This is a genomic window from Flavobacterium sp. UM26, assembly GCF_057922445.1.
The window spans coordinates 180,671-198,277 of record NZ_JBVHCY010000001.1; the positions used below are offsets into that span (position 1 = coordinate 180,671).

A 17,607-nucleotide genomic window follows, 5' to 3' on the forward strand; every position below is an offset into this window, starting at 1 on the left:
AAAGATTCGGCTTTACTTTTATTTACAATTCTTTCGCTTCTTCGCAATGATTATTACTTATTCCTGTAATCAAAATAGCAGTTGCTTTCTTTTCGAAAAAAATGTACCAAGTAGTTCTTTTATTCGATTTGTAAAAAATATAATAGGTGCCTAAATGACTGATATTTTTCGGAGCTATTTTATGTATGTCGAGCTGACATCTTTCAGAGGTAGCATCGTAAATCCTCGAGACATATTCCTCTGCTGATTCTATAAATCCAAAATACTCTTTTTTGTATAAAATCTGAACAAGATTATCCAAATCAGCAATTACTTTTACGGTGAAAATAACTTTTATTTTCCCCACCACGCTCTAATTCTTCTTTTAGCTTCTTCCTTCGCTTCCTCAGGAGTCAACCCCTTAGCGAACTCCGTATCGAAATCAAATGTTGCTCGATCTATTCCTTTCTGCTTCAGCTGCGAAGATTCATAAACCACGGCTGGTTCTTCCACTTTGGGCGATTTTGAGGATGCTTTTTTAGCACTCATTCCTTTAAATTTTTTCCTAACGAATTTACAAATAGTTCTTTAAAGAAAAAAACACCAAATTATCAATGGATACTTTGGTGTTTTTTACTAATGACCTTTTACTGATGACTGAATACTACTTATGAGCGTATTTTTTGTTCCCATTTCCAGGCACTAGCCATTGCTTCATCAAGAGTAGACTCGGCTTTCCAACCCAAAACGGTGTTGGCTTTGTGGGTATTTGCATAGGCTTCTGTAACGTCGCCTTCTCTTCGAGGTACGATTTTGTAAGGTAGTTTTTGACCACTTACACGCTCAAAACTCTGAATCACTTCGAGTACTGAACTTCCTGTACCTGTTCCTAAGTTAAAAGTCTCTACTTTTTCTGTGTTTTTCTTGTCTAACAAGCGTTCTAGCGCAACAACGTGGGCTTTGGCCAAATCCACCACGTGTATATAATCGCGAACCGCTGTACCATCAGGCGTTGGATAATCATCTCCAAAAACCGATAATTCTTGGCGCAATCCAATCGCCGTTTGTGTAATAAAAGGCACTAAATTTTGTGGCACACCAATTGGCAATTCTCCAATTGCGGCACTTGGATGTGCTCCAATAGGATTGAAATAACGTAACAAAATCGCATTGATAGATGACGCTTTTGCGGTATCTCTGATGATTTCTTCTCCTACTTTTTTGGTGTTCCCGTATGGCGACATCGGTTGTTGTACCGGAGCATCTTCGGTAATGGGCATTTTTTCGGCCTGACCGTAAACCGTACAAGAGGAACTAAATATAAAGGAAGCCGCATCTTTTTGCTGCAATTCTTGCAAAAGATATACTAAGGCTGCAATGTTGTTTTCGTAATACAATAAGGGATTCTGAACACTTTCCCCCACAGCTTTGGAGGCTGCAAAATGAATGACTCCAGCAATATCCGAATATTCTTTGAAGAGTGCTTGTACCGATGCTTTGTCGCGCATATCAATATTTTTGAAATGCGGCGCAATTCCTGAAATGCTTTCGATTCCTTTGAGAACATCGATAGACGAATTGTACAAGTTATCGACGATTAGGACTTCGAATCCTTTGCTTTGCAATTCTACTACGGTGTGAGAACCGATGAAGCCTAAGCCTCCTGTAACCAATATTTTCATAACTGTGTGGTTTGGGTTAGCCCTGATGGAAGCGGCATCCTTGCTTGGAGGGGTTCGCCAAGCAAGATACAGCGTACAGCAGGAAATAGCTCCTAAAAACTATCCTAAAAATTCTAAAACACTATCGGTAATAAATTTAATTTGCTCATCATCAAGCTCAGTATGCATAGGTAAAGATAACACTTCTTGCACCAACTGATTCGTAACTGGGAAATCTTCTTCTTTGTAACGTGGATCCAAATAAGCCTTTTGTGCGTGCAACGGAATTGGATAATAAATAGCACATGGAATACCTTTATCCAACAAATGCTGCATTAATCCATTGCGATCTGCATTGATGATGCGCAAGGTATATTGATGAAAAACATGACAATCGCAGCTATCGCAAATACTTGGCGCAATGATATTAGCGTGACCTTGAAAAGCCAAAGTATACTTACGAGCGGCATCTTGACGTGCTTTATTGTATTGATCTAACAACGGTAATTTAGCATTTAGAACTGCCGCTTGAATACTATCCAAACGCGAATTTACGCCCACTACATCGTGATGGTATCTTTCGTACATTCCGTGGTTTACAATACCGCGTAGTGTGTGTGCCAAAGCGTCATCGTTCGTAAAAATTGCACCACCATCGCCATAACAACCTAAGTTTTTAGAAGGAAAAAATGAAGTCGCTCCTACATGACCGATAGTTCCCGCTTTCTTTTTAGTACCATCTGAAAATTTGCAATTCGCCCCAATAGCTTGCGCATTATCTTCGATTACATATAAATTATGCTCCTTGGCCAAAGCCATAATCGCTTCCATATTGGCCGCACGACCAAACAAGTGTACAGGTACAATCGCTTTGGTTTTTGGAGTAATGGCTTTTTTGATGGCTTCTAGAGAAATGTTCATGTTGTGCATTTCTACATCAACCAAAACTGGAGTCAATTGAAGTAAAGCAATAACCTCTACTGTTGCTGCAAACGTAAAATCGGCAGTGATTACCTCGTCTCCGGGCTTTAAACCCAATCCCATCATAGCAATTTGCAAAGCATCGGTACCATTAGCACAAGGAATGACGTGTTTTACTCCCAAATAGGTTTCTAATTCTTTCTGAAAAGTATGTACTTCTGGCCCGTTGATGTAAGTATTCGTATCTAAAACGTTTTGAATTGAGGTGTTTACAACGTCTTTTATTTTATCATATTGACTCTTTAAGTCAACCATTTGGATTTTTTTCATTGAAAATTAATTTAAAGTTTGAAAACAAAGTAGGTTGACCCAAAATGTTTTCGCAAAAAAGAACAACAAAAATAGTTATTTAATCCCTCTTAGACAATGAAAAAACCATAAAGAAACTGTATTTTAGCCAAAATTTATACTCATGTTTTTTCTGTATAATCAAATCGTTTTTATAGCAGGTTTTTTATTGAAAATCGTAGCCCTTTTTAGCCCAAAAATGGCTCTTTTTATAAAGGGTCGAAAGGATGTTTTTAAGACTTTAGAAGAAAAAATTCAATCTAGCGACAAATCCATCTGGTTTCATGCCGCATCTTTAGGCGAATACGAACAAGGGCTGCCAGTTATTGAAAAAATAAAAGAAAAATACCCTTCCCATAAGATTATTGTCACCTTTTTTTCGCCTTCTGGATACGAGGTGCGAAAAAACAACACTGTGGCTGATTGCACAGTTTATTTACCATTGGATACTCAAAAAAACGCGAAACAATTCATCGAGCTAGCGCATCCCGAACTGGTTTTCTTTATCAAATACGAATATTGGCCGAATTACTTAAACGAACTCAAGAAACGACACATCAAAACCTATTTGATTTCGGGAATTCTGAGAGAAAACCAAGCCTTTTTTAAATGGTACGGCGGTTTTTACAGAAAAGCACTAAAGGCTTTTGATTTCTTTTTTGTGCAAAACGAATCTTCGAAACAACTCTTACAAAGCCTTGGTCATCAAAACGTTTTGGTTTCTGGAGACACGCGTTTTGACCGTGTGAGTACCATTTTAGAGAAAGACAACACCCTTGATTTCATAGCCGAATTCAAGAACAACAAAATCACAGTTGTAGTAGGTAGTTCTTGGCCAAAAGACGAAGAAATTATCGCCCAATACATTAACGAATACAGCAACGAAAACGTAAAATTCATTATTGCTCCACACAATATAAAAGCGCAGCAAATCGCCAATTTAAAAGCACTAATTACCAAACCTACGGTCTTATTTTCAGAAAAAGAAAAGCAATCCTTATCTGACCAACACGTTTTTATCATTGACACTATTGGGATTTTAACCAAAATCTACAGTTATGCCGATATTGCTTATGTAGGCGGTGGTTTTGGAAATCCTGGAGTTCATAATATTTTAGAACCCGCTACGTTTGGAATTTCCATCGTTATTGGACCAAATTATTCGCATTTTGCAGAAGCGACAGCTTTAGTCAAACTAAACGGATGCGTTAGTATTGCAAACCACAAAGATTTACTCGAAACTTTTGACGATTTGATTTACAAACCAGAAATTAGATCTCAAAAAGGAGCCATTTGCCGCCAATTTGTCCAACAAAATAAAGGTGCTACCGCTATCATTCTAAATCATATCTTATGATACAGTTTCAACCACTCGAAAAAAAGGATATCGATGCCGTTACCTCACTAATGAGCGAATTTTATGCGATTGACAACTATCCTTTTGACACAACTAAAGCAACTAATTTGTTTGAGGAATTTTTAGCAAACGACCATCTTGGAAAATGCTGGTTAGTAGTATCAGATCAAGGAATTGTTGGTTATTTGATTCTGACTTTTGTTTTTAGCTTTGAATACCAAGGCAAGATTGCTTTTTTAGATGAATTATACATTCAACCCAAAGCACAAGGTCAAGGAATTGGAAAAAGTGCCGTTGCTTTTGCACAAAAACAAAGCGAAGAATTAAGATTGAAACTACTTTATCTAGAAGTCGAAGAACATAATCTTTCGGCTCAGCAATTGTACCTCAAAAGCGGCTTCAGCATTCATCCTAGAAAATTGATGAAACTCAAATTATAATTTTATTACCTTTTTAAATACTATTACTCCTATGAAATTCTTAAAACTATTCTTATTACTTTTTGTGATCCAAACGCAAGCCCAACAAGGCGGAATGTGGATACCTTCTCTCTTGGAAGGAATGAACGAAAAAGAAATGAAAAGTCTAGGTATGAAAATGACCGCCAAAGACATTTACGACACGAACAAATCTAGCTTGAAAGACGCTGTTCCTCAATTTAACGGAGGCTGTACTTCTGAAGTTATTTCACCAAAAGGACTTTTACTGACCAATCACCATTGTGGTTACGGACAAATTCAATCGCATTCTAGTACAGAACACGATTATTTAGCCAATGGCTTTTGGGCCTATAAGATGGAAGACGAATTACCCAATAAAGATTTGGTGGTTACATTTATTGTAAAAATAGAAGACGTGACCAAACAAGTTTTAGAAGGGGTAAACACGCTATCAAATGAAGCCGAAAAGCAAAAGAAAATTCAAGAAAACATAAGTACTTTAAGCAATTCATTTCCTAAAGAAGCTTGGCAAGAAAACAAAATTCGAACGTTTTACGATGGCAATCAATACTTGCTTTTTGTTACCGAAACCTTCAAAGATGTTCGTTTAGTAGGGGCGCCACCAACTTCAATAGGAAAATTTGGATCGGATACCGACAACTGGGTTTGGCCTAGACATACTGGAGATTTTTCACTTTTCAGAATTTATGCTGACAAAAACAATCGTCCAGCCGCTTATTCTAAAGACAACGTTCCTTACACTCCAAAACACTTTTTACCTGTTTCTTTAGATGGAATTGCTGAAGACGACTTTACTTTAGTTTTTGGATATCCAGGAAGAACCAACGAATATTTACCTGCTGTTGCCATCAACCAAATTGCAAACGAACTGAATCCTGCAAAAATAGAAATCAGAGAACAAGCCCTTAAAGTAGCCGATGGTTTTATGAGAAAAGATAATGCTATCAAAATTCAATATGCTTCAAAATATGCTGGAACGGCCAATTATTGGAAAAAATGGCAAGGCGAAACGTTAGGCATCAAAAAATCAAATGCAATTGCCGTAAAAAAAGAAGCCGAAAAGAAGTTTCAAGAAAAGGTTAGCAAAGCCAAAAAAGAAAAGGAATACGGCAGTCTTTTGAGTGATTTCGAAAAAAACTACACCGAAATCGCACCTTACGCTTTGGCAAGAGACTATTTTAACGAAACCGTACAAAGAAATACAGAACTACTTACTGTAGCTTACAAATTCTATCAATTAGAACAACTTTACAACACCAAGGGAGAACAATCTTTTACCGACAGAAAAAACAACCTGTACAACGGATTGGGTGATTTTTATAAAGATTTCAGCGCCAAAGTTGACGAAAAAGTATTCGAGCAACTTATTGCATTATACGCGACAAAAGTACCTAAGCAATTCTTACCGAACACACTCAACAACGTCGATGTTAACCAACTGACAAAAACTATTTATTCTGTCTCCAAACTCACTTCCTATTCTGGCTCAAAAGAACTACTAACTGGCGACACAAAAACGGTGTTAGAAAACATCAACCGTGACCCTGCTTTTGTTCTAGTAAAAAGTATGGCCGATATGTATCTAAAAGAAGTAAATCCTACATACGAGTCTTTAAATTTAAAAATAACAGAATTGCAGCGCAATTACATGAAGGCTCAACTGGAACTTAGCGAAAATTCAAGAATATTCCCAGATGCTAATAGCACCTTGAGAGTAACCTATGGAAAAGTAAAAGGATATGAGCCAAAAGACGGTGTATATTATAACCCAATTACCTACTTGGATGGTGTAATGGAAAAATACATTCCTGGTGACTACGAATTTGACGTTTCTCCAAAATTAATTGACTTGTACAAAAACAAAGATTTTGGAAATTATGCTGAAAACGGGAAAATGCCCGTATGTTTTATTGGTACTAATCATACCACAGGCGGAAATTCAGGAAGTCCAGCGCTAGATGCCAAAGGAAATTTAATTGGATTGAACTTTGATCGTGTTTGGGAAGGCACGATGAGCGACATCTACTACGACCCGAGCATTTGCAGAAATATCATGGTCGATATTCGTTATGTATTATTTATAATAGACAAATACGCAGGGGCAAAAAACTTGATTGAAGAATTACGATTAGTACATCCTAAAAAAACCAAAAAGGGAAACGTTAGTAACTAACTGTTACTATTTTAGAACACCCCTCACATTGGCATACTATTTGATGATTAAACCACCGTGAACAGAGAATATAATTTAAAAAAAATACAAAAAAATATATTGCGTATTAATTTTTTTATATCTTTGCCACGAATTAATAATTAACCTTTATAATAAAATTAAGATGAAAAAAGTATTTTTAAGTTTAGCTGCTGTTGCTGTATTAACTGTTGTATCTTGTAAAAAAGCTGACGCTCCTGCTGAGGAAGCTGTAGCTACTGATTCTGCTGCTGTTGCTGTTGATTCTGCTGCTACTCCAGCTGTTGACTCTGCTGCTACTGTAGTTGATTCTGCTGCTGCACCTGCTGCTGCTCCAGCTGCTGAAGCTCCAGCTGCTAAGTAATTTTTAAATTACAGAAAAAAATCAAGCCATCTACGTGATGGCTTTTTTTATACCAAAAAAAACAAAAGCTCAAGATACATCTTGAGCTTTTGTTTTTTTACTTTATTATAAAATCAATCCGGAAAAACAAAGTTGTTTTCAGAAAAGTCTAAAATTTCAGCTATTGCAGCAGATTTTTTTATCTCCTCAATTCCTTTCAGCAATCGCAACTCTGTTGTATACTTTCTACTAGTAGCCAAATGGCGCTCCCCCAACAACAATCTAAAATAATACTTACCAGCTGCCGACTTTAATTTCACAAAAACTAGCGCCTCAATGGACTGCTGTATCAAAACAATATCCTCCTCCCCTTCAAACTTCAATTCATAGCTTTGACTGGTAAAAATCACCTTCCCTTTACGTGATGTAAAAACAAACTTATAAGTATCATTAAACCGTTTACTAATCACAAAAGCACCCATACATTAATTTATATGTTAAAGATTTCAGAATCAAATTACCCCATCCTAATCAGATTGATGTTAGGATTAGTCATAAATAAAAAAAGCTCCAAACATAGTTTGAAGCTTTTTTGTACTCAGAGCGGGACTTGAACCCGCACGAACATTGCTGTTCACTGGATTTTAAGTCCAGCGTGTCTACCAATTTCACCATCCGAGCATTATATGGTGTTTGAGCGAAAAACGGGGCTCGAACCCGCGACCTCGACCTTGGCAAGGTCGCGCTCTACCAACTGAGCTATTTTCGCGTTTCAAATTCTTAAAAGAACCGCAGTACTTGTTTCGTATTGCGGTGGCAAATTTAGCACAAATATTCAATAAAACAAGCCTTTTTTGGAAAAAAAATTCAATAAAAATATAACTTTCTGATAACCTATTCTTTATACAGTAATTATTTTCGACTGAGCATTCGTTTTATCTCATTCAGCTTCATCAAAGCCTCCATTGGCGTTATCGAATTAATATCTAATTGTAAAATTTCGTCTTTAATCTCCTCCAACAAGGGGTCATCTAGGTTAAAGAAACTCATTTGCATCTCTTCTTTTGCAGTCTTTAATCCATTTAATGCATCACCTGAATGGTCTTTTTCTAGTTTCTTTAATATCTTCTGTGCTTTCAAAATCACCAACTGTGGCATCCCAGCCATTTTAGCCACGTGAATCCCAAAACTATGAGCGGAGCCTCCTTTTACTAGTTTTCGAATAAAAAGCACGTTATCTTTTAATTCTTTTACAGCCACATTATAATTTTGTATGCGCTTCAACGAATCGCTCATTTCATTCAATTCGTGATAATGCGTAGCAAAAAGGGTTTTGGGTTGCGAAGGATGCTCGTGTAAAAACTCAGCAATTGCCCACGCAATAGAAATTCCATCATAGGTACTTGTTCCTCGGCCTATCTCATCCAACAGCACCAAACTTCGATCTGAAATGTTATTCAAAATAGAAGCCGTCTCGTTCATTTCGACCATAAAAGTAGATTCACCCATCGAAATATTATCTGAAGCTCCTACTCTAGTAAAAATTTTATCCACGATACCCATTCTTACGCTATCTGCTGGAACAAAACTTCCCATTTGAGCCAAGAGCACAATCAGAGCCGTTTGTCTCAAAATAGCCGACTTACCCGACATATTAGGCCCCGTAATCATAATCAATTGCTGTGTGTCTCTATCAAGGAAAACATCATTGGCGATGTAAGGTACACCAACAGGCAATTGTTTTTCAATTACTGGATGGCGACCGTTTTTGATATCCAATTCAAAGGTTTCATCCAATTCAGGGCAAACGTATTGGTTTTCGATTGCCAATTGCGTAAAAGAACACAAACAATCCAACTGAGCCACCAAATTGGCATTCATTTGAACTGGTTTTATATACGTTGAAATCCATTGCACTAATTGTTCAAAAATCTCACCTTCGATTTTATGGATTTTCTCCTCGGCACCTAAAATTTTGGTTTCGTATTCTTTTAGCTCTTCGGTAATATAACGTTCCGCATTCACCAAGGTTTGCTTACGAATCCATTCGCTTGGCACTTTATCTTTATGCGTATTTCGAACTTCGATGTAATAGCCAAAAACATTATTAAAAGAAATTTTCAAAGAAGAAATACCCGTACGCTCCGATTCTCTTTTTTCAATTCCTTCTAAAAATTCTTTTCCGGAAGTAGAAATCGCGCGTAACTCATCCAGTTCAGCATGTACACCGAATGCAATTGCATTTCCTTTGGCGATAGCCACTGGAGCATCTTGATTTAATGTAGTTTTTATTTTTTCACGAAGTAAATCACAACTATGCAAACTATCACCAATTACTTTTACGGCTTCTTGCGGACTTTGCAAGGCTATTGTCTTGATTGGCAAGATCGCATCTAAAGACTCTTTCAAATACACCACTTCACGAGGAGATACTTTACCCGCAGCAATCTTTGAAATCAAACGTTCCAAATCGGAAATTTGTTTGATTTGATATTGTATTTGCTTTAAAACTTCTTGGCTTTCTTTTAAATAAGATACTACTTGATGACGACTCTGAATTTTAGCTGCATCTTTCAAGGGCAAAGCCAACCAACGCTTCAATAATCGCCCACCCATAGGCGAAAGTGTTCGGTCGATTACATCTAGCAACGTCACCGCATTAGGATTATAACTATGGTACAACTCTAGATTACGAATGGTAAAACGATCCATCCAAACATAAGCATCTTCTGCAATGCGCTGTATGGCCGTAATATGCTGCACTCTATTGTGCTGTGTTTCGGACAAATAATACAAAATAGCGCCCGAAGCCACGATTCCTTCTTTCAATTCTTCGACACCAAAACCTTTTAAAGAAGTGGTTTGAAAATGCTTCGTTAAGCTTTCAAACGCATAATCCTCTTTGTAAATCCAATCTTCAAGGTAAAAACTATGATAATCGTCTCCGAATGTTTCTCGGAACGTATTTTTATTGTTCTTTGGCACTAAGACCTCACTAGGATTGAAATTTTGCAACAACTTATCGATGTATTCTGCATTTCCTTGCGCAGTAAGAAATTCTCCAGTAGAAACATCTAAAAATGAGATACCAATATTTTTATTGGTAAAATATACCGAAGCCAAAAAATTATTGGTTTTGGACTGCAACACCTCATCGTTCATAGAAACCCCAGGAGTCACCAATTCGGTCACACCTCGTTTTACGATGGTTTTGGTCATTTTGGGATCTTCTAGCTGATCACAAATGGCTACACGAAGTCCAGCTTTAACTAACTTTGGCAAATATGTATTGATAGAATGATGGGGAAAACCCGCTAGCGCAGTCTCAGTATCGGAACCCGCACCTCTCTTGGTCAAAGTAATTCCAAGTATTTTGGAAGCACGAATTGCATCTTCGCCAAACGTTTCATAAAAATCGCCTACACGAAACAACAAACAAGCATCAGGATACTTTCTTTTAATTTCATTATACTGTTTCATCAATGGCGTTTCTTTTACGCCTTTTTCTTTTGCTGCCAAATTAGTTGGAATTAAATTCTGTAAATATGACAGCGAATTTATAGATTTTAAAGCGAATAATGAAGGTTCAAAAATTAAATTTTAAGCGAATTTTAAGCGCTGATTTGTATTTTTTGTATAGATTTGCGTGTACTAAAAAAATTAAATCTTATGAAAAAAATAATTACCTTATTATTAGTTTTAGGACTAGGAATAACTTCTGCTACTGCACAAGAGACTTCAAAAAAAGCTAAAAAAGCAAAAGCAACTGTAGCAAAAGTTGAAGGAGCTGGTATGTTATTCGTAAACGAAACCATCGATTACGGAACAATCGCTCGTAACTCTGACGGGAAACGTGAATTTGTTTTCACCAACAACGGTAATGCGCCATTAATCATTACAAATGCTCAAGGATCTTGTGGTTGCACAGTACCAAGTAGCCCAAAAGAGCCAATTATGCCTGGAGCAAAAGGGGTTATCGGTGTAAAATATGCTACAGATAGAGTTGGTCCTTTTACAAAAACAGTTACTATTACTTCAAATGCGGCTGGTCAACCAACAAAAACTTTGACTATAAAAGGGAACGTTTTACCTGACGAAGTAAAAAGCTAAAAAACATAAATATTACATAAAAAGCTTCCTTCCTTTAGGAAGCTTTTTTTATTAAAATTGCCATTGTAATGAGAAAATTAGAGAATAGCGAACTCGAAAGAAAGTCGGTTGAAGGATTCAAACAATCTAAAAAGACACCTCTAATTCTGGTTCTTGATGATGTGAGAAGTCTTCACAATATTGGATCTGTATTTAGAACTGCTGATGCTTTTTTGGTAGAAAAAATTATACTCTGTGGCATTACTGCTACACCCCCCAACAAAGAGATACACAAAACTGCTTTGGGTGCTACAGAAACAGTAGCTTGGGAACATTATGAAAACGTTTTGGACGCTATTACTAATTTAAAAAAAGACAACGTTATTACTTTAGCGATTGAACAAGTGGAAAGCGCTATTTTTCTTCAAGATTTCAAAGTAGATCCTTCAAAAAAATATGCTTTAGTTTTTGGTAACGAAGTACACGGAGTGGCTCAAGAAGCCGTAGCCCTTTGTGACGGATGCATAGAAATCCCTCAATTGGGCACCAAACATTCCTTAAATATATCAGTAAGTGCTGGCATAGTTGTTTGGGATTTATTCAAACAATATCACTACTAATTTATTTATTGTTTATTATATCACATTCTATAAAGATTAGATTGCAAATTGTTCTTTTCGATTAGTAAATAATTGATTTTAATCTTATTTTTATAGAATGAAACGCCCCATACTACTATCCATTTTTTTTGTCTTTTGCCTATTTCAATTTGGCCCTGCTTATGCAGCGACTCACTCTAGTGAAAAGAAACAAAAAACAACTTATTCCAAACTAGCCTCCATCAAAAAAGCAGTTGCAAATATCGCTCCAACGATTACTGCAACAGGCAATCAAGCTTATTGCTTGCTTACTAGTCTCAATATTGTAACCAATATTAGCATCACCGATCCAGATGACACTAGTACTGAAGCTATTTATATTCAAATATCATCGGGCTATAGTTTTGGTCAAGATCTACTTTTTTTAAACAATGCTTCTACTCATCCTACCATTAAAAGTAGTTGGAATGCCACCGAAGGAAAACTGACCTTGAATAGTCCTATAGGAGTACCTGTTAGTTACACGGATTTTGAAAAAGCAATTAAAGATGTACAATTCTATAATTCATCTTCAACTGCAACAGGAAGTAGAAGTTTTTCGATTAGTATTGGCCAAGCCAATTATTTACCAAGAAATGGACATTATTATGAATACGTTCCTGATCTCGGAATTACTTGGACTAGCGCTAAAGCCGCCGCTGAACTGAGAACGTATTATGGACTTAAAGGCTATCTAGCCACACTAACCGCCGCAGACGAGACTCAATTAGCTGGAAAACAAGCCCCTGGAGCAGGTTGGATTGGCGGAAGTGATGCTGAAACAGAAGGCGTATGGAAATGGGTAACTGGTCCGGAAGCTGGAACCATCTTCTGGAATGGAAACGCCAATGGAACGACTCCCAATTTTGCTTTTTGGAACAACAGCGAACCAAACCAAGCAGGCGATGAAGATTATGCCCACATCACTGCTCCAGGAATAGGAATAGCGGGTTCTTGGAATGATTTGTCAAACACAGGTTCTGCGAGTGGAGATTATCAACCCAAAGGTTATATTGTAGAATATGGCGGTATGCCAGGCGATCCTGTTTTACAACTTTCTGCTAGTACTTCGATTACTATTCCATCAATTCTAAGTACAACACCTGCTACAAAATGTGACCCTGGTAGTTTGACCTTACAGGCTACTGCTTCTATAGGCACCATCAATTGGTACGACCAAAGCTCCGGCGGAAATTTAGTTGGCAGTGGCTCTAGTTTTACCACTCCAATTATAAACGCTACTACCACTTATTATGTAGGGATAACTTCTGGAGGATGCACTACTAATAGAACAGCCGTTGTTGCAACCATAAATTTAATTCCAACCATAACAGCCACCAATTCTCCTGTGAGCAATTGCGGACCATCAGTAGTAACCCTAACAGCTACGCCATCTTCCGGGACAATTAATTGGTATGCAGATGCTACGAGTACAATTACATTAGGAACAGGAACCACTTATGTTACTCCATTTTTGAATGGGAATACTATTTTCTATGCCGAAGCAGTCAATGCGAATTGTACCAACGGGATAAGAGTTCCTGTAGAAGTAAAGATTTATCCGCTTCCAGTGGTTACGGATGAAGAAAAAATCATTTGCCAATCAAATCCGGTAACTCTTGATGCGGGCTTGAGCGGAATGTCTTATTTGTGGTCGACAGGAGCAACTACAGCAACAATTCAAGTGAATGATATTGGTAATTTTTATGTTGATATTACTAGCCCCGCACCTGAGAATTGTACAAGCAGAAAAAACTTTAAGGTTATCAGACAAATTGTACCTGAAATAAAAGCAGTGATTGTCAATGAAACCACCGTAACCATAGAAGTAACGAATACCGCACCTTATTTTGAATACTCTCTGGACAACATTAGTTATCAAAGTTCAAATATCTTTACGAATGCCCCTGCTGGAATTCAGACGGCTTATGTAAGAGACACTAGCTTTTGTAACTCGGACCAAGAACAATTTATCGTTATAGCTCCACCTAAATTTTTTACCCCAAATAATGATGGTTTTAATGATGTATGGTATGTGAAAGATTTTGAGGTTTACCCAAAAGCGACCATTTCTATTTTTGACCAATACGGGAAATTAGTTAGCCAATTATCTCCAACGAATGTGTCTTGGGACGGCACTTTAAACAAGAACCCTTTGCCTTCTACCGATTATTGGTATGTACTGAAACTAGACGATTCTGGGGTTGAGAAAAGAGGTCATTTTTCTTTGAAAAGATAATGCGCTTTGATTCTCTTACTTTGAAGCCAAATGCTAACTCCTAGCCCCGATTGTAGTGGAAATCCTTATGACCCGGGGTTCGGGGCATAAGATTAAAACGGAAAGCGGGAAACCATAATACCTGAAAAGCCTTTTTGTTGTGCTCCAAAAAAATCAAGAAGTGTGGTGTATTTTCTTTTTGATTTCGTTTAAAACAAAAAGGTAATCTGACTGGTTTTTGACAAAATCAAGGTCTGAAACATCGATGATTAACACGTTCAAATCTTTTTGTGATTTGATATAATCAAGATACCCAATGTTGATTTTTTCTAGGTACTCTTCCTGAATATCTTGTTCGTAACTTCGACCTCTTTTCTTTATGTTTTGCAATAAGCGCTGGGTGTTTTGATACAGATAAATGTACAAATCGGGCTTGGGCATTTCTTTATAAATGATAGAAAAAAGAGTATGGTACAAACGGTACTCGTCTTCTGCCAATGTGATTTTTGCAAAAATTAGCGATTTGAAAATATGATAATCGGCTACGACAAAATCTTTGAACAAGTCGAATTGCGCCAAATCATCGGACAGCTGTTGATATCTGTCGGCAAGAAAAGACATTTCGAGAGGAAAAGCATATCGGTTTTGGTCTTTGTAAAACTTTGGCAAAAAGGGATTGTCCGCAAAACGCTCCAATACTGTTTTGGCATTAAAATCTTCGGCGATTTTGTTAGCCAATGTCGTTTTTCCTGCTCCAATATTCCCTTCAAAGGCGATGTAATTGAATTTTTCAAGAGGAATGCTGCTCAACGGCGTAGGGATTGTCGCAACGGCTTGACATATACTTTTATCTGTTGTTTCAAAAATCAAATCTGTGATTGATTTTTTAAGTAAAGGATGTGTCCAATCTGACTGTAAATCACGAAGTGGCCATAAAACAAAATTGCGCTCCTGCATCAACGGATGTGGTATTTTGAGCTTTTCGGTATCGAGTACTAAATCATCATAAGCAATGATATCAATATCGATACTTCTAGCGGCATAGCCAACTGTAGCCGTCCGAACGCGACCTAAACGCTTTTCTATTTTAAGAATTTTGTTTAAAACTTGAGTGGGAGAAGCGTTGGTGTACAAAACTAAGGCGCAGTTGTAAAAAGGTGTACTTTCAAAACCCCAAGCTGGTGATTCATAAACTGGGGAGATTTTTAAAACGGTACCTACCTCAAGATGCAATACATCAATACATTGGATAATGGTTTCTAACCTTTGCCCCTGATTACTACCTAACGACAATACGACTTGATGCTGTGACTTCATAATAGGTACAAATTAAGGAAAAGAAAATTAAAATCACTACTGATAAAGAAGTAGATTATTTTGAAAAAAGAAATTTAAATCTACTTTTGTAACAATACAATTAGGTTATAGACTTATTGATAAAAAATAACTAACTATGAGATTTTTAGGAAATGTTTTGGCTACCGTTATTGGTATTTTTGTTTTTATGATGCTTTCTTTCTTTGGAATCATCCTTATTGGAGTCATTTTTGGAGGCGATTCTGATACTGTTGAAGTTGAAAACAATTCAGTTATAGAACTAAATTTATCTGATATTTCTGATGACTATGCTGGAAAATACTCAGACCCTTGGGTTACGGCTTTTTCTGAAAGAAAAAAAATTGGTTTGACTGATGTTATCAACGCTATAGAAATAGCTGAAACCGACGATGCCATTAAGGGAATTTCTATCCTAAATACCAATTCTAGTTTAGGAATGGCACAAAGTAAAGAGCTTCGTGATGCATTGAACCGTTTTAAAAAATCAGGAAAATTTATTTATTCCTATGCTAATAGTTATTCTCAAAAAGAATATTATTTAAACTCTGTTGCCACTTCAATTTACATCAACCCAATTGGAGAATTAGATTTCAAAGGATTGTCGACTGAGGTTATGTTCTTTAAAGATTTTCAAGAAAAGTCAGGCTTAAAGATGGAAGTGATTCGTCACGGAAAATATAAAAGTGCTGTTGAACCTTTTCTAGAAAACAAAATGAGTGATGCGAATAAGGAACAAACTATGGCATTACTAAACGGAATTTGGACAAACATAGTAGAAGACATTTCGAAAAGTAGAAATATTCCAGTAGAAAAATTAAATACAATTGCAAACGGTCTTTTGGCTAGAACCCCAGAAATGGCCAAAGCGCAAAATCTTATTGACTACATTGCTTATGAAGATGTATACCATAACGCCATAAGAAAGGTATTAAAAGTAGACAAAGACGAGGATTACAACACGGTCTCTATTGCCGATTACACTCAAAAAACAACAACTACTTCTGTGAATATGGATTCCAATGATGCTATTGCAATCGTATATGCTCAAGGAGAAATTGGTAGCGGCGAAGGTGATGTAAACGAAATTGGAGAAGGCTCTATGAGAAGGTCTCTTCAAGAAGCCAGAAAAGATGACGACATCAAAGCAATTGTTTTGCGTATCAACAGCCCTGGTGGAAGTGCCTTAACCTCTGACTTAATCTGGAGAGAAATAGAATTGACAAAAAGAGTAAAACCTGTTGTAGTGTCTATGGGTAATTATGCCGCTTCAGGTGGGTATTATATTGCTTGTAACGCCAATACTATCTTTGCTGAAAAAAATACGATTACAGGCTCAATTGGCGTATTTGGAACACTACCTAACTTCTCTGTTGCTGCGAACCGCTACGGCATCAATACTGAACAAGTTAGAACTCACGAAAACGCATCGAATTATAGTCCGTTTGTACCAATGGACGAAAAGTTTAAAGCTATAACGCTAGAAGGTGTAGAAAATATCTACGCTACCTTTATTGGTCATGTTGCAGAAGGTCGTAAAATGACTACTGCCCAAGTTGATGCTATTGGTCAAGGTCGTGTTTGGACAGGGTCTGAGGCAGTAAAAATTGGACTAGTCGATAAAATTGGCGGCTTGAGAGAAGCAATAGCCGAGGCAGCAAAATTGGCCAAAATCAAATCGTATAGCACGGTGAATTACCCAGAATATGAGAAAAATTTTGAGGATATTTTTGCTAATTTCCCGTTTGCAAAATCAAAAATGGCTTTTATAAAAGAAGAAATTGGCGAGGAAAATTACCAATTGCTGCAAGAAATTAAGCGTATCAAACAACGCAAAGGAATACAGGCTATTCTTCCGATGGAACTAAAAATAGAATAAAAACTTAGCTAGTAAAAAAACCGTTTAAGTAAATGCTTAAACGGTTTTCTTTTTTTAAACAATTTGGTTTCCTGAATGCACTATGCATCCTTTTAGCCCTGATGGGAGGGAAAATCCTTTTTAAAAATTAACCCTTACAGAGTTCAAAACTCTGTAAGGGTTAATTTTTAAAAAGATTGGAAGGACA

Annotated in this window: 15 protein-coding genes and 2 tRNA genes; 8 read left to right on the top strand and 9 right to left on the bottom strand. The window is 36.9% G+C overall.

Annotated elements, in window-relative coordinates; translation table 11 throughout:
* Positions 1-22: 22 nt before the first annotated feature.
* The 4 genes from ACZ1AQ_RS00810 to ACZ1AQ_RS00825 form a co-directional block, all read right to left on the bottom strand.
* Positions 23-346, bottom strand: coding sequence for a hypothetical protein (locus ACZ1AQ_RS00810; RefSeq protein ID WP_489631068.1), 324 nt, complete (start codon positions 344-346; stop codon positions 23-25).
* A complete protein-coding gene (locus tag ACZ1AQ_RS00815; protein ID WP_489631069.1) occupies positions 334-528 on the bottom strand; it encodes a hypothetical protein in 195 nt (64 codons plus the stop codon). Before ACZ1AQ_RS00815 ends, ACZ1AQ_RS00810 begins: the two co-directional genes overlap by 13 nt.
* Positions 529-647: 119 nt before the next feature.
* On the bottom strand, positions 648-1,661 hold the full coding sequence (galE, locus tag ACZ1AQ_RS00820; RefSeq protein WP_489631070.1) for a UDP-glucose 4-epimerase GalE: 1,014 nt from the start codon (positions 1,659-1,661) through the stop codon (positions 648-650).
* Positions 1,662-1,760: 99 nt separating this feature from the next.
* The gene (locus tag ACZ1AQ_RS00825; RefSeq protein WP_489631071.1) at positions 1,761-2,891 is read right to left on the bottom strand and encodes a DegT/DnrJ/EryC1/StrS family aminotransferase; all 1,131 of its coding nucleotides are present in this window, start codon (positions 2,889-2,891) and stop codon (positions 1,761-1,763) included.
* 142 nt (positions 2,892-3,033) lie between these two features.
* Here ACZ1AQ_RS00825 and ACZ1AQ_RS00830 point away from each other — a divergent pair, with 142 nt between their 5' ends.
* The 4 genes from ACZ1AQ_RS00830 to ACZ1AQ_RS00845 all read left to right on the top strand — a co-directional run bounded on the left by ACZ1AQ_RS00830 (position 3,034) and on the right by ACZ1AQ_RS00845 (position 7,282).
* On the top strand, positions 3,034-4,266 hold the full coding sequence (locus ACZ1AQ_RS00830) for a 3-deoxy-D-manno-octulosonic acid transferase (RefSeq protein ID WP_489631072.1): 1,233 nt from the start codon (positions 3,034-3,036) through the stop codon (positions 4,264-4,266).
* Entirely contained in the window at positions 4,263-4,706 is a 444-nt protein-coding gene (locus ACZ1AQ_RS00835; protein ID WP_489631073.1) for a GNAT family N-acetyltransferase, read from the top strand. Before ACZ1AQ_RS00830 ends, ACZ1AQ_RS00835 begins: the two co-directional genes overlap by 4 nt.
* Positions 4,707-4,737: 31 nt before the next feature.
* Complete coding sequence (locus tag ACZ1AQ_RS00840) at positions 4,738-6,900, top strand: S46 family peptidase (protein ID WP_489631074.1); 2,163 nt, start codon at positions 4,738-4,740, stop codon at positions 6,898-6,900.
* Positions 6,901-7,063: 163 nt separating this feature from the next.
* On the top strand, positions 7,064-7,282 hold the full coding sequence (locus ACZ1AQ_RS00845; RefSeq protein WP_489631075.1) for a hypothetical protein: 219 nt from the start codon (positions 7,064-7,066) through the stop codon (positions 7,280-7,282).
* 113 nt (positions 7,283-7,395) lie between these two features.
* On the opposite strand, the gene ACZ1AQ_RS00850 is transcribed toward ACZ1AQ_RS00845, so the two are convergent.
* The 4 genes from ACZ1AQ_RS00850 to mutS all read right to left on the bottom strand — a co-directional run bounded on the left by ACZ1AQ_RS00850 (position 7,396) and on the right by mutS (position 10,780).
* Entirely contained in the window at positions 7,396-7,743 is a 348-nt protein-coding gene (locus ACZ1AQ_RS00850) for a YegP family protein (protein ID WP_489631076.1), read from the bottom strand.
* A gap of 113 nt (positions 7,744-7,856) precedes the next feature.
* Positions 7,857-7,942 (bottom strand) — tRNA-Leu (locus ACZ1AQ_RS00855).
* 15 nt (positions 7,943-7,957) lie between these two features.
* Positions 7,958-8,030: transfer RNA gene (locus ACZ1AQ_RS00860), tRNA-Gly, on the bottom strand.
* Positions 8,031-8,173: 143 nt separating this feature from the next.
* Positions 8,174-10,780 carry a DNA mismatch repair protein MutS gene (mutS, locus tag ACZ1AQ_RS00865; RefSeq protein WP_489631077.1) on the bottom strand — a complete coding sequence of 869 codons (2,607 nt, stop codon included), beginning with the start codon at positions 10,778-10,780 and terminating at the stop codon, positions 8,174-8,176.
* 150 nt (positions 10,781-10,930) lie between these two features.
* On the opposite strand from mutS, the gene ACZ1AQ_RS00870 reads away from it, so the two are divergent.
* The 3 genes from ACZ1AQ_RS00870 (at position 10,931) to ACZ1AQ_RS00880 (ending at position 14,227) form a co-directional block, all read left to right on the top strand.
* Positions 10,931-11,371 (top strand): DUF1573 domain-containing protein, encoded by a 441-nt coding sequence (locus tag ACZ1AQ_RS00870; protein ID WP_489631078.1) that lies wholly within the window; start codon positions 10,931-10,933, stop codon positions 11,369-11,371.
* A gap of 68 nt (positions 11,372-11,439) precedes the next feature.
* On the top strand, positions 11,440-11,970 hold the full coding sequence (locus tag ACZ1AQ_RS00875; RefSeq protein ID WP_489631079.1) for an RNA methyltransferase: 531 nt from the start codon (positions 11,440-11,442) through the stop codon (positions 11,968-11,970).
* A 97-nt stretch (positions 11,971-12,067) separates the two neighbouring features.
* Entirely contained in the window at positions 12,068-14,227 is a 2,160-nt protein-coding gene (locus tag ACZ1AQ_RS00880) for an Ig-like domain-containing protein (protein ID WP_489631080.1), read from the top strand.
* Positions 14,228-14,380: 153 nt separating this feature from the next.
* On the opposite strand, the gene folK is transcribed toward ACZ1AQ_RS00880, so the two are convergent.
* Positions 14,381-15,523, bottom strand: coding sequence for a 2-amino-4-hydroxy-6-hydroxymethyldihydropteridine diphosphokinase (gene folK / locus ACZ1AQ_RS00885; protein WP_489631081.1), 1,143 nt, complete (start codon positions 15,521-15,523; stop codon positions 14,381-14,383).
* 136 nt (positions 15,524-15,659) lie between these two features.
* Here folK and sppA point away from each other — a divergent pair, with 136 nt between their 5' ends.
* On the top strand, positions 15,660-17,420 hold the full coding sequence (sppA, locus tag ACZ1AQ_RS00890) for a signal peptide peptidase SppA (RefSeq protein WP_489631082.1): 1,761 nt from the start codon (positions 15,660-15,662) through the stop codon (positions 17,418-17,420).
* Positions 17,421-17,607 lie beyond the last annotated feature (187 nt).

Excerpts from the sequence above, each read along its gene's own strand:
- ACZ1AQ_RS00815 (WP_489631069.1), bottom strand. The coding sequence starts at position 528 with ATGAGTGCTAAAAAAGCATCCTCAAAATCGCCCAAAGTGGAAGAACCA.
- galE (WP_489631070.1), bottom strand. The coding sequence starts at position 1,661 with ATGAAAATATTGGTTACAGGAGGCTTAGGCTTCATCGGTTCTCACACC.
- ACZ1AQ_RS00825 (WP_489631071.1), bottom strand. The coding sequence starts at position 2,891 with ATGAAAAAAATCCAAATGGTTGACTTAAAGAGTCAATATGATAAAATA.
- ACZ1AQ_RS00830 (WP_489631072.1), top strand. The coding sequence starts at position 3,034 with ATGTTTTTTCTGTATAATCAAATCGTTTTTATAGCAGGTTTTTTATTG.
- ACZ1AQ_RS00835 (WP_489631073.1), top strand. The coding sequence starts at position 4,263 with ATGATACAGTTTCAACCACTCGAAAAAAAGGATATCGATGCCGTTACC.
- ACZ1AQ_RS00840 (WP_489631074.1), top strand. The coding sequence starts at position 4,738 with ATGAAATTCTTAAAACTATTCTTATTACTTTTTGTGATCCAAACGCAA.
- ACZ1AQ_RS00845 (WP_489631075.1), top strand. The coding sequence starts at position 7,064 with ATGAAAAAAGTATTTTTAAGTTTAGCTGCTGTTGCTGTATTAACTGTT.
- ACZ1AQ_RS00850 (WP_489631076.1), bottom strand. The coding sequence starts at position 7,743 with ATGGGTGCTTTTGTGATTAGTAAACGGTTTAATGATACTTATAAGTTT.
- ACZ1AQ_RS00870 (WP_489631078.1), top strand. The coding sequence starts at position 10,931 with ATGAAAAAAATAATTACCTTATTATTAGTTTTAGGACTAGGAATAACT.
- ACZ1AQ_RS00875 (WP_489631079.1), top strand. The coding sequence starts at position 11,440 with ATGAGAAAATTAGAGAATAGCGAACTCGAAAGAAAGTCGGTTGAAGGA.
- ACZ1AQ_RS00880 (WP_489631080.1), top strand. The coding sequence starts at position 12,068 with ATGAAACGCCCCATACTACTATCCATTTTTTTTGTCTTTTGCCTATTT.
- folK (WP_489631081.1), bottom strand. The coding sequence starts at position 15,523 with ATGAAGTCACAGCATCAAGTCGTATTGTCGTTAGGTAGTAATCAGGGG.
- sppA (WP_489631082.1), top strand. The coding sequence starts at position 15,660 with ATGAGATTTTTAGGAAATGTTTTGGCTACCGTTATTGGTATTTTTGTT.